The organism is Pseudomonas fluorescens (assembly GCF_902497895.1).
GTDB classification, from domain to species: Bacteria; Pseudomonadota; Gammaproteobacteria; order Pseudomonadales; family Pseudomonadaceae; genus Aquipseudomonas; species Aquipseudomonas fluorescens_BP.
In genome coordinates this window covers 90846-104795 of sequence record NZ_CABVHQ010000008.1, presented here as the reverse complement: position 1 = coordinate 104795, position 13950 = coordinate 90846, and the positions used below count along the sequence as shown (strand labels likewise).

The window sequence follows — 13950 nt, the reverse complement described above, 5'->3', positions numbered from 1 at the left end:
GTTCCAGCTGGAGGAACATCTGTTGTTTGCCGGGTGCTCGTCAAACTACAGGGTGCGCGGTTCAACACACTTTCGGCCGTGCTACCAATGAACATGTCAATCCCGCGACGATAGACCGTGCCCAGCACAACCATTGTGATTCCCTCAGTTTGGAGCGGTTGGAAAGCATCAGGTTATTGCGTAAATATCTGACGTTATTCCATGGGCCCCTCTGATTTTTATCAATTAATGGCAGGCTATTGAACTTGAAGGCAACGTCCCTGCACTCGCCGCACGTTTCTATCAATGTCGATCAATTCAGCCAGAGCCGGGGCATTCCCATTCGTCGCCTCCGCTCCCGCAAACAACCGAATGAAATGTTCTACCGGCGCTCAGCGACTATTCTGAATCAACCAATTGAAGGGCCGAATCTCATGCCTGACACCCGGCCGTTACAAATTCACGCCCTCAAGACGACGTGCTCCAGCTGCACCGTATTGGAGCTGTGCCTGCCGATTGGTCTGACCGGTGAGGAAGTCGAGCGGCTGGACACCCTGATCGTGCAACGCTTCAAGGTTAAAAAAGGCGCAGCCTTGTACCGCGCAGGCGAGCCGTTGCGCTCGCTGTATGCGGTCCGCATTGGCTCATTCAAGACCAGCGTGCTGTCGCTCGATGGCCGCGAGCAGGTCACCGGGTTCCAAATGCCCGGCGAAATGCTCGGCCTGGACGCCATCAGCACCGACCTGCATGCCTGCAATGCGTTGGCGCTGGAGGACAGCGAAGTCTGCCCCATCCACTGCGCATCTTCAGTACAAACTCCCTGGACGAGTAACCACGCACACCCAAGCGCTGCGACAGGTTCAGCAGAAAGGCCGCCAGGCGCTCATCCGAGTTCATGTTGCCCAGCATCATTAGCATGTCGTGATCGCGCACGATTTCCCGGCTCAGTATCTTGTTCAGATTGTGCTGAAGTGACGGTAGCTCCAGAGCGAGTTTCTCCAGGCGAGTTGGATACCCGCCACCTCCGCGTTACGGTGGAGGGGGCGACGGTGAAACTCGAAGGCCGCGTTCACCTATGGCGAGAGCGCAAGGCTGCCGAGCATGCTGCTTGGGCAGTCCCGGGGGTGACGAATGTGGAAAACCTCATACTGATCGCCTAATAAGACCTGAAACCCTGACCATTCAAGGCAATTGAAGCGTCGACTTTCCAGCTCGCGGCACCAGAATCGTCGGTTGTAACGTGCAGACAGCGGTCGAAGCGAAGCATCATTTGATCGTGGCCCACAAAGTAACCAATCTCGATTCTGACAGAGCCCTGCCCCTTGCCGAGAAATCGGCAAGGGGCTTTTTGTTGTCCAAACGATGGGATTGAAGGCTGATCGTTGCGGGTGAGTTCAACGCTGTCGCGGTATTCCGGCACCCAGACCGACCAGTCCAGCTCCAGGCTGATGCGTCGGCGCAGTACATCCGAGGCATTGGGCTCGCCGTGCACCACAGAGGTGTGTTTCGGGGTCTTCTTGCTCGATGTAAAGCGGCAACGCCGGGGCGTGTTTAGAGAAACCGTGTCGATTGGGGGCGCGACGTGTTGCCCTTTCAGTCGAGCCAGGGCAATGGCTTGACGATCGTCAAACTGCACGGCGCGCGGTTCAACACACTCTCGGCGGTACCGCCGATGAACATGTCGATCCCGTGGTGATAGGCCGTGCCCAGCACCACCATGTCGAAGGCATTCTGTTGGGCGAAAAGTCCGATCACCTTGTGAGCGATGCCGGTCAGTAGATGTCGGCGTTTTTCCTCGACGCCATAACGATCGGCAAGTACCTCAAAGGCCTCTTCCTGGGCATCGTTGACCGCGTCTCTCAAACTACCATCCAGCGTCGGCGTCGGCACACTCATTGCCGAGCCGCCCATCACCGACCAGTTGCTGACGTTGAGCAGGTGCAAGGCGGCGCCACAGGAGGCCGCCAGCGTTGAGGCCAGGTCGAGAATCCGGTCATTGAGCCCTTGGGTCAGCTCCTCCAGATGGGACAGATCGATGGCGGCGAGAATTTTCAACGGCTGGGGATTTTTGGCATCGGTAACCAGATGCACGGTGGCTGGACAGTCGCGCAGCAACAGCCAGTCAAGGGGCCGGTGGAAGGCGCGGTCGAGTGCCGACATATGGTGGGTGTCCTTGATCACCAGGTCAGCACCGAAGTCATTCACATACGCAATCACGTTCGCCAGGCTCGATTTGGCCCAAACCACTTCAGTCGTCACCTGCAACCCCGTGCACCTTTGAAACCGGGCTTGCTGCTCCAACCAGTGACGATGAACTTGCAAGTAGCCCTCCCGTGCCTGGGCCATCGCATCGTGGTCAAACAGGCCGGCCACCGCCAGTGCCCGGACATAATCGAACGCGACGATGTGCAACAACGCACCGGTTGCGCTGGCCAGTGAATGCGCTCGATCAAACGCCGGGGTACGGGTCATTTCGGTGGGGGCAATCAATAAGACACGTTTAAGGTTCATCATCTTTTACCTCAAGCCGGTGATACGGCTCGCCGGACCCCAATTGTGCGTCGATATCCTGGGCGTGCTTATGACTGCAACCGGCAGTCGTTGCAGCAATGAAGGACAAGCGTTTATTCATGACTTTTCCCCTTTATCGCGGCTGGAAAAGCTGTTGATCAAGTATCTGGCGTTATCCCGTGAGGGCTCTGATCTTTATCAAATAATGACGCTTTCGGTCGGCGCGCGGATCGACTTCTGACTCACAGCAGCATTGTTGATATAGCTCAACGATTTTCCGTCGCTCAGGCGTAGATAAATACTGACTGGGCACTCTGTCAGCTCGCCCATGCCCCTTTATGAGCCAAAGTCATGAAAAAAAATCACCAATGGAACTTGTCTTACTTCGCGATCGCGTTTGTCATGCTCACCCTCGTTCAATTTCTGTTTATCGAACGTCGTGTCGTGCAAAGCATTCCGTACAGTCAGTTTCTGCAACTGCTGAACGAGCAAAAGCTCAGCGACTTACGGGTCGAGAAGGATCAGATCAGCGGCAATCTCCACCGGAGACGCTGATGATCTGGGCCGAGCGACCGACATTGCCCGCCAGCTGATCACCCGGTTCGGCATGAGCACCGAACTTGGCCAGTTGGTGCTCGAACGGCAAAACGCAACCTACCTTGGCGAGCACATGCAGGGGGTCAGAGAGAAAGACTATTCAGAACAAACCGCTCGGGAAATCGACTTGGGTATTCGCGCCTTGTTGGATGAAGCCTACCACCGGGCCCAGGTCCTGCTCGAGAGTCGACGCAGCGACGCATGGACCGACACTTGCACCTATCGCTAGAGGTACACCATGCTGGCAGTTACGTTGATCAATACGCTGGTGGTGGTCATCGTCGTGGTCATCCATTACGAATGTCTATTACGTCTGAACGACTGGCTGCCCCGGCTCAAGCTTTGGAGCCGTTTCAGGATTGTCGTCGGGGTGTTCGGTGCGCTGCTGGCCCATGCAATAGAAGTCTGGTGTTTCGCGTTGGTCTATTACCTGATGGCACGCTCCGGCGAATGGGGAACCCTGATTGGCAACTTCGATGGCTCATTCATGGACTGCGTGTACTTTTCATTTACCACCTACACGACGATCGGCTTTGGCGATATTTCACCCGTAGGCAATCTAAAATACCTGACCGGCCTACAGGCCCTGACCGGTCTGGTACTCATCACCTGGACAGCATCTTTTCTGTTTCTCGAAATGCAGAAGTACTGGAAGCGCAAATAAACCTCCACCTTGTTTGACGGTCATGAAACATTCGTATCATCCGGCCACCCATCGGGTCGTCGGTCTGACAGTGGCCGACGCCAAGTCCAGCAATGACACCCCTCTAAACCGCCAGAACGCTGCAAGGCACCTGATACAAAATATGCTCGGTCGTGCTGCCCAGAAGCTTATTCACCCCATGGGACTGGACTTTGCCCATTACGATCACATCCACGTGGTGCTCGTTCGCGAACTCGCTCAGCGCCGAGACAGGATGTCCCTGAATAAAATGTCGACGCTCAGAGGGCACGCCGAACCGACCGGCCAACTTGAGGAAAGATTTTTCCAGGTCTCTGCGCAGCGCTTTGGTGAGGTCAGCAAGCGTCAGACCGCCCATGTCCGCCAGATAGCCGGCGGAAATATCGCAGGCGTGGAGTAGATGCAACTCGGCATCACACTGTATGGCGAGACTGGAAGCCTGTTTGATGATCCGGTCATTAAGCTCATTGTCGGATGACTCGGTATCCGACACTTCGACCGCGGCTACGACCTTGCGCGGCAACACATAGCCGCTACCGCCCACCAGATAAACCGGTACCGGGCAATGACGCAGCAAGTGCCAATCCAGTGGGGTAAAGAAGGCGCGCCTGAGCGTTGATGCATGCTGAACTTCCTTGATCAACAAATCGAGCTGCATTTCCGTGACGTGATCAAGGATGTCTTGCTTCATGTCATCGGCCCAGACCACCTCTGTGGTCACGTCGATTCCTCTGCCACGGAGGTTTTTTGCCTGAGCCTTCAGCCAGTCGCGATGGTCCTGCAGGTAATTCTCCCGTGCCTTTTCCCGGTCGCCTTCTTCGAGCAGCGACAACATATCCAGCGATGGAATTAAGGCGGCGATATGCAAACTCGCACCACTGGCCTTGGCCAGCGCTGCAGCATGGCTTATTGCCTGGGATTGGCGCAGAGCCGGATTGATGATCAGTAACAACCGTTGATATTGGCTCATGATCTGCCTCCAGTCAGTGAATCTTCGACGCCTGCTGCTGCCGTGGTCGAGGCCAGCCGTTGCGTCCTCGCTGGATCGAGCACCAGCGTTAATCCAGACTCCGCCTCCAGCGTCTGCCTGGTCTTGATCTATATCAAATTCTCCATAGCGGGTTGTCCTTGAGTCCATCCGTGTGAATCCATTCGTCGACTCTTTCGCCCTAACTGCCACATCCGCACGTCTGGAGAAACGTCATACGCGCCATGGTTCTGCATGCGCCCGGCCAGCCTAGCGAGTCTCTGATTTAGATCAGATCCAAGGGCCGCCAGCGGCGTAAAAAGGAATGAACCGCGAGGTTCTTCACCGCGCGTCAACCTTTCAAACCGGATGGAGGATCACCCCATGCTCACTGTCCAAGACCACAATGATCGGGCCGCGGCCGCCTACGCCGCGGTCACCGGAAAATACTGGATCGAAGCGCTCAAGGACGGCCGCCACGTGCTGATCCGGCCGCTGGTGGAAAAGGACCGCGAGCGTGAATATGCGTTTATCAAGCGTCTATCTCCCGAGTCCCGGCACATGCGTTTTCTCGCGCAGATCAACGAACCTGGCATCACCATGCTCAATCAGTTGATGGACACCGATAATAAACAACGCGTTGCCTATATCTCGCTGGTTCATGAAAACGGCCAACTGATCGAGATCGGCATCAGCCGCTACGCCGCTACGGGCGAGCATGAGTGCGAATGCGCGGTGACCGTCGCCGATGAATGGAAGCATCTGGGCCTGGGTACGCTACTGATGGAGCATTTGATCAAGGCCGCTCGCAAGAACGGGTTTCGCCAGATGTATTCGGTTGATGCCTCCAGCAATGCCCCGATGCGCGACTTGGCCAAAGCCCTGGGTTTCGAGACGCACAATGATCCCGATGACAGCCGTCAGGTCATTCATCGTCTTTACTTGTAAAAAATCCCCCCGCGATGTTCCGGCCAACGGTTCATCGCGGGGCTATCCAGCACTCAGGATTGCAACATCTTGCCCGGTTTGATCGCCAGTACACTGCAAGGCGCCCGATGCAAGAGTTGTTCGGCCGTGGTACCCAATAGTTTGTTCAACCCCTTGTGCTGCACCGTCCCCATGACAATCACATCCGTGCGGTGTTCTGCGGCAAATTCACAGATACTCGACAGCGGCGCGCCCTCGATGAAGTGGCGGCATTGCGTCGGCACGCCGTGGCGTTCGGCCAGGGCGGCAAATGCCTCATGCTGAGCCACTCCCAATGCTTCATAAATCCCGGTGGCCAGCGGCAGTGCGCCTACGCCCATGTCCTGGGCATACACGGCCGTCCAGTCATATACATGCAGCAATTCAAGCCGAGCCTCACACACCTCAGCCAGCTTCGTCGCGGCGTCGAGAATCTGGTCGTTGAACACCCGGTCCTGGTCTTCGCTGCGCAAGACATCGACGATGGCCAGCACGTTGTGTGGGCGTGGGTTGAGGCCGTTGGTCACCAGATGCACCGGCACCGGACAATCACGCAGCAGCTGCCAATCCAGCGGCGTGAAAAACACCCGTTTCAATGCCGATTCTTCCTGGGCATCCTTGATGATCAGCGCCAGCGGCATCTCGTTGACAAAGTGCAGGATCTCTTCGTAAGGATGCTGTACCCATACCACCTCGCTGGTGACCTCGACACCGTGTTTGCTCATCAACCCGGCTTGCTCCGCGAGCCATTGCCGATGGGTTTGCAAATACCCGTCCCGGGCCAGGTTGATTTGTTCAGGGGCGAACAGGCCGGCCACCACCAGGGCCTGCAAATAATCGAACGCTACGATGTGCAACGGCATTTGCATTGCGAGGGCCAACGCGGCGGCACGGTCGAACGCCGGTGTGCGGGTCATGGCTTGGGGAGCAATTAACAGTAAACGCTGAGTCTGCGACATGGGGCACCTCGGCACGCGGCCATCTCAATGCAGTGAATAGAATTCAAGATTGAGCGTTCCAGCCTGAGGCTACTTGATCTTTATCAGCTACGACGTCCCTTTTGATGCTCATTACGGAAGATACAGTTGATCTTGATCAACAGATTCCCTCCCCCTTCACTCTAGCCTGAATCAAAGTGTCCGGCGTCCACGGAAGTATCGGAGGGGCAATGATCGAAAATGTATCAGGCAAAAAAGAACGGCGGTAATACTTGTCGTTTCAGCCTGATGGCCACGCACTCTGACTGAGAACTCGATAAAGAGCCTCAGTGCATCCAAGGTACCTGTCCATATCGCCAGGGGGATGGACACTAACCGCATATCAGGCGGTGTTTCCTGCCACCCGCCTGTTTGACAAAAATCAAGCCCGCCCCGCCGGCCAGCGGCAAGATAAGAGTAAGGCGTCACTGCCCAAGAGCATCATCTCCATTGAGCTCAAGCGTTCTGCGACTACCTACGGGAGATTTGTCATGTCTGAGCAATCACGTTTCATGCTGGTCGTCTCGCCCCTGATGGAAAACAGCCCCGCTTTCGACCGAGCCGCAGCGTTGGCCAAGGCTTCGGACGCAGCACTGCACATCGTGGCTTTCGATTACCTGGAGGGTCTGGCGACCGCCAGCATGGTCAACGAACAAGCGCTTGAGCAGATGCGCCTCGGGTATGTCGAGCGCCATCGCCAATGGCTTGAAGAACAGGCCCGTCCCTTGCGCAAAATCGGGGTGCACGTCACCACTGAAGTGATTTGGGTGGAAAGACCCTTGCAGGAGATCCTCATTCATCTCAAAGAACAGCCGATGGCCGTTGTAATCAAGGCTTTGAAGCACGAATCGCTGCTGTCACGGATAATGTTTACCCCCGTGGATATCCATTTGCTACGTGAATGCCCGGTGCCGCTGCATTTTGTCAGCCATGTGAAGCACGCCTTGCCGCGCAAGATTGTCGCGGCAGTCGATCCCTTTCATCGCGATGGTCAGTACGAAGGTTTCAATGACAGAATTCTGCATGAGGCGGCAAAACTGGCGAGCACCTGTAACGCCGAGCTCGATGTAATCTATGCCCATGACCTTTCATCTATCAGCGCGGAGGAATTTGGCTTCGACAGTGGCTCGACGTTTTTCTCTTCAAGCAAAGCCAAGGCTCTGTTCGACGCCCAAAGCGATGCCTTCCGCGAACTGGCCGAGCGCAACGGCATCCCGCCGGAACACCAGCACATGATCATGGGCAACCCGGCCAAGGTTCTTTCCAGCTACGCCGGTGCTTATGAGGTCGACGTGATTGTCATGGGCCGGGTCGGCCATCGTGGCTTGGGCCGGTTGGTCGGCAGTACGGTGGAGGATTTGCTGTACAAAATGCCGTGCAGCGTGTGGGTAATTTCACCAGAAGAACTGGCTGAGTGAAGCCGTGACATCATCTCGAATAAGGTTGCGCGAAGAGGCTGCAACGGGCAGCAAACATACTACCCTGGCAAAAATTCGTATTCAGGATCAAATCCATGACCAGCTCCACGCCCATCAACGATCTGGAACGAATACATAATCGCTCCTTCGAGGAGATCGTCATCGGCGAGTCGGTCTCTCTGGAACGTACCCTTACGGCTCAGGACATTCAGCTGTTTGCACTAGTCTCCGGCGATGTGAACCCGCTGTACGTCGATCCGGAATTTGCCGCCACCACCCACTTCAACACCGTTTTCGCCCATGGTATGTGGGGGGGAGCGTTGATTTCGGCGTTGATCGGCACGCGGCTGCCGGGGCCGGGTTCGGTGTCCCTGGGGCAAACCCTCAAGTTCCTCGCCCCGGTACGAATCGGCGACACACTGACAGTCTCGGTGATTGTCATCGCTCGCGACGAAGCACGGCATCTGCTCACGTTGGCCTGCACCGGCACCAATCAGGAAGGCGTGGTGGTGCTGGAAGGCGAATCCCTGGTACACGCTGCCAGCGAGCATATCGATGTGGCTCGGGTCAGCCTGCCGGGCATCGAACTTCGCCACAGCGCCGACGGCCTGAATCGTTTGTTGCAGGCCTGCCAGACACTGGAACCGATCCGCGTTGCAGTGGTACATCCTTGCGACGAAGTGAGTTTCGAGGCCGCCCTCGATGCCCGCGATGCCGGGTTGATCGATCCGATACTGATTGGCCCAAGAGCCAAACTCGAAGCGTTGGCGGCCAAGGGCAAACACGACCTTGCGAGTCTCACCATCGAAGACGTGCCCCATAGCCACGCCGCCGCCCTGCGTGGCGTGGAAATGGCTCGCGCCGGTCAGGTTGAAGCCTTGATGAAAGGCAGCCTGCACACCGACGAATTGATGTCCGCCGTGGTGCCGGCGGCGGCGCAATTGCGCACCAAGCGGCGGATCACCCACTGCTTCGTGATGCAGACGCCTTTTTATCCGCGCCCTTTCATCATCACCGATGCAGCGATCAACATCGCGCCGGCCTTGCTCGAGAAAGCGGACATCGTGCGCAACGCCATCGATCTGGCGCATATCCTCGGCGTGAGCAATCCCCATGTGGCGATCCTGGCTGCCGTGGAAACGGTGAACGCCAACATGCCCGCCACTCTCGATGCCGCAGCGTTGTGCAAGATGGCTGATCGCGGCCAGATCACTGGCGCGGTCCTTGACGGGCCGCTGGCGTTCGACAACGCCATCTCCCTGGCCGCGGCGCGTATCAAGGGCATTCACTCACCGGTGTCTGGAAAAGCCGACATTCTCGTAGTGCCTGATCTGGAAAGCGGCAATATGCTTGTCAAGCAACTGGAATACCTGGGCGGTGCCTCCAGCGCCGGTATAGTGCTCGGCGCCAAGGTGCCAATTGTCCTGACCAGCCGCGCCGACTCCCGGGAAGCGCGCATTGCATCCTGTGCTATCGCCGCGCTGATCGCTCATCACTATCGGGTAACGCCGCCATGAAGGACGCAGATGACGGTGAAGTGATTCTGGTCCTCAATGCGGGCTCGTCGAGCATCAAGTTCGCCCTGTTCGACGCGACCTGCAGCCCTTTGGCTCGCACACCACTGTGGCGTGGCAAGGTCGATGGCATCACGGGGCCAAACCCGGTGGTCAGCGAAAACGGCGACGACGATCAGCCACTGGCCCTCGGTGAAAAGCAGCCGTATCACAATGCCCTTGGGTATATTCGTGAGCGGGTGCGAACTCAGCTGGGCGGCCGCTCGATCAGGGCTATCGGCCACCGCGTTGTGCATGGAGGGATCAAGTATTCAAAACCTGTGTTGATCGACGCGCAGGTGCTGGCCGACCTTAAAAGCTACATCCCGCTAGCCCCTCTGCATCAACCCTTCGCTCTGGAAGCCATCGAAACCCTGCTGCAAACCCGCCCCGACCTGCCACAAGTGGTGTGTTTCGATACCGCATTCCATCAGACCCTGCCGGACGTGGAGAAAATCCTGCCGCTGCCCTGGTCGGCCTGGGAAAATGGCCTGCGTCGTTACGGGTTTCATGGGCTTTCCTATCGCTACCAATCCATTGCCCTGGCCGAACGTTATGGCGATCAGGCACGTGGCCGGACGCTGGTCGCGCACCTGGGCAGCGGCGCCAGCCTGTGCGGCATGCGGGATTTGAAAAGCGTCGCCACCACCATGGGTTTCTCGGCGCTGGATGGCTTGATGATGGGCTCCCGTTGCGGCGCGATGGACCCTGGTGCGGTGATTTTCCTGATGGAAATCTGGAAGCTGAGCCTGGAGCGGGTCAGCCACATCCTGTATCACGAGTCTGGTTTGCTGGGGGTTTCCGGCATTTCCAGCGACCCGCGCGCATTGCTCGAAGTCGAAGCAACTGAGCCTCGCGCGGCCATGGCCCTTGCGTTGTATCTGCGCCGCTTCATCCACGAAGCCGGTGCCCTGGTCGCGGCCCTGGGTGGCCTGGACATGCTGGTGTTCACGGCAGGTATTGGCGAACACAACGTGGCGATTCGCTCCCGGATGTGCGCGGGCCTGGAGTATCTGGGCATCGAACTGGACGAAACAGCCAACCTGGCCAATACCGCCGTGATCTCGACCCCGGCCAGCCGAGTCAAGGTAGTGGTCGAGCCCACCAACGAAGAATGGGTCACGGCTATCGATGCCCAACGCCTGACCGAGCCAACGACCTACTGAGCGGCAAGCTCTACCGTATCGCGATATTCCGGCACCGAGACCGACCACCCCAACTCAAGGCTGATACGCCGACGCAATACATCCGAGGCATTGGGCTCGCCATGCACCACATAGGTGTGTTTGGGTGGATGTTTGAAGCCAAGCAACCATTGCATGATTTCATCCGCATCGGCATGGGCCGACAACGTCTCCATCGGGACCACCTCAGCCCGTATAGGCACGTCCTTGCCATGTATGCGCACCGAACTCGCGCCGCCCACGATCTGTGCGCCGCGGGTGCCTCCGGCCTGGAAGCCGGGCACCAGGAGTGTATTCAGCGCATTGGGCGCCAGGGCCTTGAGGTGATGTAGCACACGCCCGCCGGTGGCCATGCCGCTGGCGGCGATGATAACCGCCGGGGTGCGCAACTGATCCAGATCCTTCGAGTCCCTGACCAGCACATAATAATTGTTGTGTTCCAACAGGTACTTGCTGCCGGTTACCGTGCCGGCCGCGCCGAGAAATGTCATTCGCATGCCCGTTTCCTCGAATACTGGTACGTGGCTTATTGGTTGCTCCTTTTGCGCCCCGGCCGCTTGATATTTATCAACTGGGTGTTGTTTTTTGGCGGGAAGGACCAGTTTGATATACCTCAAGCGGATCAAACGTCCAGGCGTTGCTCACGCTGCAGGGCATCGCTGCTTTGCAGCAAGGTTTTCAAGGCGTCCAACGCCACTCCAGAACCTCGGGCATGTCCTGCCCATGTTCGATGATGTAGAGCTTGTGCTTCTCCATCGTTTCCCAATACCGCGCCGTGGCTGTTGCAACCTGGTCTTGCAGGCGGGGAACTCGCTGGATGACGTCCAGGGCCAGCTGATAGCGATCCAGGTTATTGATCACCACCATGTCAAAGGGGGTCGTGGTAGCGCCCTCCTCCTTGAAACCACGCACGTGAAAGTTGTCGTGGTTTTTTCGTTTGTAGACCAATTTGTGAATGAGCGATGGGTAACCGTGAAACGCGAAAACCACCGGTTTGTCGACAGTGAACAGTTCATCGAACGCACTGTCCTGCAGCCCATGGGGATGCTGAAACGAAGGTTGCAACACCATCAGGTCTACCACGTTGATGACCCTGATTCGAATATCCGGCACGTACTCGCGCAACAACGTTACGGCAGCGAGTGTCTCCAGGGTCGGGACATCCCCCGCGCAGGCCATCACCACGTCCGGGTCTGCATCGTTATGACAGGCCCAGGCCCAGCGGCCGATCCCGACCATGCAATGACGGATGGCCGAATCGATATCGAGCCACTGCCACTCCGGCTGTTTGCCAGCGACGATGACATTGACGTAATCGCGGCTTTTCAAGCAGTGGTCAGTCACCGACAGTAGGCAATTGGCATCGGGGGGCAGATAGATTCGAACCATGTCGGACTTCTTGTTCGCAACATGATCGATGAACCCTGGATCCTGATGGGAAAAGCCATTGTGGTCCTGACGCCAGACATGGGATGTGAGCAAGTAGTTAAGCGAGGCGATCGGTTTGCGCCACGGGATTTCTGCGGCGATTTTCAGCCATTTGGCATGCTGATTGAACATCGAATCGATGATATGAATGAAGGCTTCATAGCAGGAAAACAGCCCATGGCGACCAGTCAACAAATACCCTTCGAGCCAGCCTTCACACACCTGCTCACTGAGAATCTCCATTACACGACCATTGCAGGTCAAATTGACATCATCACTTTCCCGGGCGCCCATCCACGCTTTTGCGCTGACCTCGTAGATGGCATCGAGACGGTTGGAAGCCGTTTCGTCTGGGCCGAACACGCGGAAATTGCCTTGTTGCAGGTTGTTCTTCATCACATCCCTGAGAAAACCACCCAACACCCTGGTTGCCTCGGCGCGCAGGCAGCCCGGTGCTGACAGCCCCACCGCGTAATTGGTAAAGCTGGGGATATCCAGCGCCTGCAACAGCAACCCACCGTTGCCATGGGGGTTGGCGCCCATTCGCCGGTGTCCCGTCGGCGCCAGCGCGGCAATTTCGACCAGCAAAGCACCATTGGCGTCGAACAGCTCCTGAGGCCGGTAGCTGTTGAGCCATTGTTCCAATTGCAGTAGATGAGGTGGTTGCTGGAACTCGCCGAGGGGCACCTGATGCGCACGCCAGGTGCCTTCGACCCGATTGCCATCAACGAAGCTCGGACCCGTCCAGCCCTTTGGCGTACGCAGCACCAGCATCGGCCAAAACGGGCGTTCCAGCTCCTGGGTTGGTGAACGGTTTCGCGACACACGCTGGATCTCGCGAATCTCCAGCAGGATCGTATCCAGAGTTTGGGCCAGCAGTTGATGGACCTGCTCGGGGTCGTCTCCCTCTACAAAGTAAGGGTCATAACCATAGCCGTACATCAAGGCCGACAGCTCGTCCTCGCTGATCCTGGACAGCACCGTGGGATTGGCGATCTTGTACCCGTTGAGATGAAGAATCGGCAGTACAGCCCCATCCCGCTCGGGGTTGAGGAATTTGTTGGAGTGCCAGCTGGCGGCCAACGTACCTGTTTCGGCCTCGCCGTCGCCGATCACGCAGGCAACGATCAGGTCCGGGTTGTCGAACGCCGCCCCATAGGCGTGGGCCAATGAATAGCCCAGTTCGCCACCTTCGTGGATCGACCCGGGAATCTGCGCCGATACATGGCTGGAGAGCCCGTAAGGCCAGGAAAACTGCCGGAAGAGCCGGTTCAGTCCATTGATGTTCTGCTCCACCGAAGGATCGAATTGTGTGTAAGTCCCTTCCAGATAGCTTTGAGCCACGATCGCTGGGCCACCATGACCGGGCCCGGTGATGAACAGCATGTTCAGGTCATAGGTTTTGATCAGCCGATTGAGGTGGACGTAAATCAGGTTCAGCCCCGGCGTCGTTCCCCAATGGCCCAGCAGGCGCGGCTTTATGTGCTCCCGTTTGAGGGGCGTGCGCAACAATGGGTTGTCCTTGAGGTAGATCTGGCCCACAGCAAGGTAATTGGAAGCCCGCCAATAGGCGTCGATACCGTGCAACTGATCGGCACTCAGAAAATCACTCATGAAGTCCTCCTTCCAGTCTGGATCAGGAACGTCGGCTGCCGCTGGATGACACGTTGATTTTCGTGCTAAAGGGG

13 protein-coding genes and 4 pseudogenes are annotated in these 13950 nt (G+C 57.3%); 9 read left to right on the top strand and 8 right to left on the bottom strand.

All coding sequences use genetic code 11. The features are described from left to right. Positions 1-38: 38 nt before the first annotated feature. A pseudogene (locus F8N21_RS30775) lies at positions 39-137 on the bottom strand (universal stress protein); the annotation flags it as partial. A gap of 276 nt (positions 138-413) precedes the next feature. Here F8N21_RS30775 and F8N21_RS06445 point away from each other — a divergent pair. Together F8N21_RS06445 and F8N21_RS31420 are read left to right on the top strand one after the other, a co-directional pair. Next, positions 414-1139: a cyclic nucleotide-binding domain-containing protein gene (locus F8N21_RS06445; protein WP_224788175.1), complete on the top strand. Its 726-nt coding sequence runs from the start codon at positions 414-416 to the stop codon at positions 1137-1139. A 53-nt stretch (positions 1140-1192) separates the two neighbouring features. After that, positions 1193-1291, top strand: a pseudogene (locus F8N21_RS31420) (hypothetical protein); the annotation flags it as partial. Positions 1292-1366: 75 nt separating this feature from the next. Here the strand turns inward: F8N21_RS31420 and F8N21_RS31345 are convergent. The 3 genes and pseudogenes from F8N21_RS31345 to F8N21_RS31270 all read right to left on the bottom strand — a co-directional run. After that, positions 1367-1498 (bottom strand): annotated as a pseudogene (locus tag F8N21_RS31345) (MBL fold metallo-hydrolase RNA specificity domain-containing protein); the annotation flags it as partial. A 74-nt stretch (positions 1499-1572) separates the two neighbouring features. Next, positions 1573-2490 carry a universal stress protein gene (locus F8N21_RS06435; RefSeq protein ID WP_150641323.1) on the bottom strand — a complete coding sequence of 306 codons (918 nt, stop codon included), beginning with the start codon at positions 2488-2490 and terminating at the stop codon, positions 1573-1575. Continuing rightward, complete coding sequence (locus F8N21_RS31270) at positions 2480-2611, bottom strand: hypothetical protein (protein WP_263597295.1); 132 nt, start codon at positions 2609-2611, stop codon at positions 2480-2482. The genes F8N21_RS06435 and F8N21_RS31270 overlap by 11 nt, the downstream gene beginning before the upstream one ends. Positions 2612-2841: 230 nt before the next feature. On the opposite strand from F8N21_RS31270, the gene F8N21_RS06430 reads away from it, so the two are divergent. The 3 genes and pseudogenes from F8N21_RS06430 to F8N21_RS06420 all read left to right on the top strand — a co-directional run bounded on the left by F8N21_RS06430 (position 2842) and on the right by F8N21_RS06420 (position 3751). Further along, on the top strand, positions 2842-3045 hold the full coding sequence (locus F8N21_RS06430; RefSeq protein WP_150641322.1) for an ATP-dependent metallopeptidase FtsH/Yme1/Tma family protein: 204 nt from the start codon (positions 2842-2844) through the stop codon (positions 3043-3045). Further along, positions 3026-3286: pseudogene (locus F8N21_RS06425) on the top strand (cell division protein FtsH); the annotation flags it as partial. The gene F8N21_RS06430 and the pseudogene F8N21_RS06425, both read left to right, overlap by 20 nt. Before the next feature lie 39 nt (positions 3287-3325). Further along, complete coding sequence (locus F8N21_RS06420) at positions 3326-3751, top strand: potassium channel family protein (protein ID WP_150641321.1); 426 nt, start codon at positions 3326-3328, stop codon at positions 3749-3751. A 103-nt stretch (positions 3752-3854) separates the two neighbouring features. On the opposite strand, the gene F8N21_RS06415 is transcribed toward F8N21_RS06420, so the two are convergent. After that, the gene (locus tag F8N21_RS06415; RefSeq protein WP_150641320.1) at positions 3855-4739 is read right to left on the bottom strand and encodes a universal stress protein; all 885 of its coding nucleotides are present in this window, start codon (positions 4737-4739) and stop codon (positions 3855-3857) included. 381 nt (positions 4740-5120) lie between these two features. Between F8N21_RS06415 and F8N21_RS06410 the strand changes: the two genes are divergently transcribed. Then, on the top strand, positions 5121-5684 hold the full coding sequence (locus tag F8N21_RS06410) for a GNAT family N-acetyltransferase (protein ID WP_150641319.1): 564 nt from the start codon (positions 5121-5123) through the stop codon (positions 5682-5684). A gap of 53 nt (positions 5685-5737) precedes the next feature. On the opposite strand, the gene F8N21_RS06405 is transcribed toward F8N21_RS06410, so the two are convergent. Beyond that, a complete protein-coding gene (locus F8N21_RS06405) occupies positions 5738-6661 on the bottom strand; it encodes a universal stress protein (RefSeq protein ID WP_150641318.1) in 924 nt (307 codons plus the stop codon). A gap of 509 nt (positions 6662-7170) precedes the next feature. Here F8N21_RS06405 and F8N21_RS06400 point away from each other — a divergent pair. The 3 genes from F8N21_RS06400 to F8N21_RS06390 all read left to right on the top strand — a co-directional run bounded on the left by F8N21_RS06400 (position 7171) and on the right by F8N21_RS06390 (position 10816). Next, on the top strand, positions 7171-8097 hold the full coding sequence (locus F8N21_RS06400) for a universal stress protein (RefSeq protein WP_150641317.1): 927 nt from the start codon (positions 7171-7173) through the stop codon (positions 8095-8097). A gap of 95 nt (positions 8098-8192) precedes the next feature. Next, a complete protein-coding gene (locus tag F8N21_RS06395) occupies positions 8193-9614 on the top strand; it encodes a bifunctional enoyl-CoA hydratase/phosphate acetyltransferase (RefSeq protein ID WP_150641316.1) in 1422 nt (473 codons plus the stop codon). Beyond that, complete coding sequence (locus tag F8N21_RS06390) at positions 9611-10816, top strand: acetate/propionate family kinase (RefSeq protein WP_150641315.1); 1206 nt, start codon at positions 9611-9613, stop codon at positions 10814-10816. Before F8N21_RS06395 ends, F8N21_RS06390 begins: the two co-directional genes overlap by 4 nt. Here F8N21_RS06390 and F8N21_RS06385 read toward each other — a convergent pair. Both F8N21_RS06385 and F8N21_RS06380 read right to left on the bottom strand, forming a co-directional pair. Further along, positions 10810-11325: an MBL fold metallo-hydrolase RNA specificity domain-containing protein gene (locus F8N21_RS06385; RefSeq protein WP_412071622.1), complete on the bottom strand. Its 516-nt coding sequence runs from the start codon at positions 11323-11325 to the stop codon at positions 10810-10812. The genes F8N21_RS06390 and F8N21_RS06385 overlap by 7 nt on opposite strands. 187 nt (positions 11326-11512) lie before the next feature. Beyond that, positions 11513-13876, bottom strand: a complete 2364-nt coding sequence (locus tag F8N21_RS06380; RefSeq protein WP_150641314.1) for a phosphoketolase — start codon at positions 13874-13876, stop codon at positions 11513-11515. Positions 13877-13950 lie beyond the last annotated feature (74 nt).

Bases quoted from the DNA above. Each gene is read 5' to 3' on its own strand.
- F8N21_RS06445 (WP_224788175.1), top strand. From the start codon at position 414: ATGCCTGACACCCGGCCGTTACAAATTCACGCCCTCAAGACGACGTGC.
- F8N21_RS06435 (WP_150641323.1), bottom strand. From the start codon at position 2,490: ATGAACCTTAAACGTGTCTTATTGATTGCCCCCACCGAAATGACCCGT.
- F8N21_RS31270 (WP_263597295.1), bottom strand. From the start codon at position 2,611: ATGAATAAACGCTTGTCCTTCATTGCTGCAACGACTGCCGGTTGCAGT.
- F8N21_RS06430 (WP_150641322.1), top strand. From the start codon at position 2,842: ATGAAAAAAAATCACCAATGGAACTTGTCTTACTTCGCGATCGCGTTT.
- F8N21_RS06420 (WP_150641321.1), top strand. From the start codon at position 3,326: ATGCTGGCAGTTACGTTGATCAATACGCTGGTGGTGGTCATCGTCGTG.
- F8N21_RS06415 (WP_150641320.1), bottom strand. From the start codon at position 4,739: ATGAGCCAATATCAACGGTTGTTACTGATCATCAATCCGGCTCTGCGC.
- F8N21_RS06410 (WP_150641319.1), top strand. From the start codon at position 5,121: ATGCTCACTGTCCAAGACCACAATGATCGGGCCGCGGCCGCCTACGCC.
- F8N21_RS06405 (WP_150641318.1), bottom strand. From the start codon at position 6,661: ATGTCGCAGACTCAGCGTTTACTGTTAATTGCTCCCCAAGCCATGACC.
- F8N21_RS06400 (WP_150641317.1), top strand. From the start codon at position 7,171: ATGTCTGAGCAATCACGTTTCATGCTGGTCGTCTCGCCCCTGATGGAA.
- F8N21_RS06395 (WP_150641316.1), top strand. From the start codon at position 8,193: ATGACCAGCTCCACGCCCATCAACGATCTGGAACGAATACATAATCGC.
- F8N21_RS06390 (WP_150641315.1), top strand. From the start codon at position 9,611: ATGAAGGACGCAGATGACGGTGAAGTGATTCTGGTCCTCAATGCGGGC.
- F8N21_RS06385 (WP_412071622.1), bottom strand. From the start codon at position 11,325: ATGACATTTCTCGGCGCGGCCGGCACGGTAACCGGCAGCAAGTACCTG.
- F8N21_RS06380 (WP_150641314.1), bottom strand. From the start codon at position 13,876: ATGAGTGATTTTCTGAGTGCCGATCAGTTGCACGGTATCGACGCCTAT.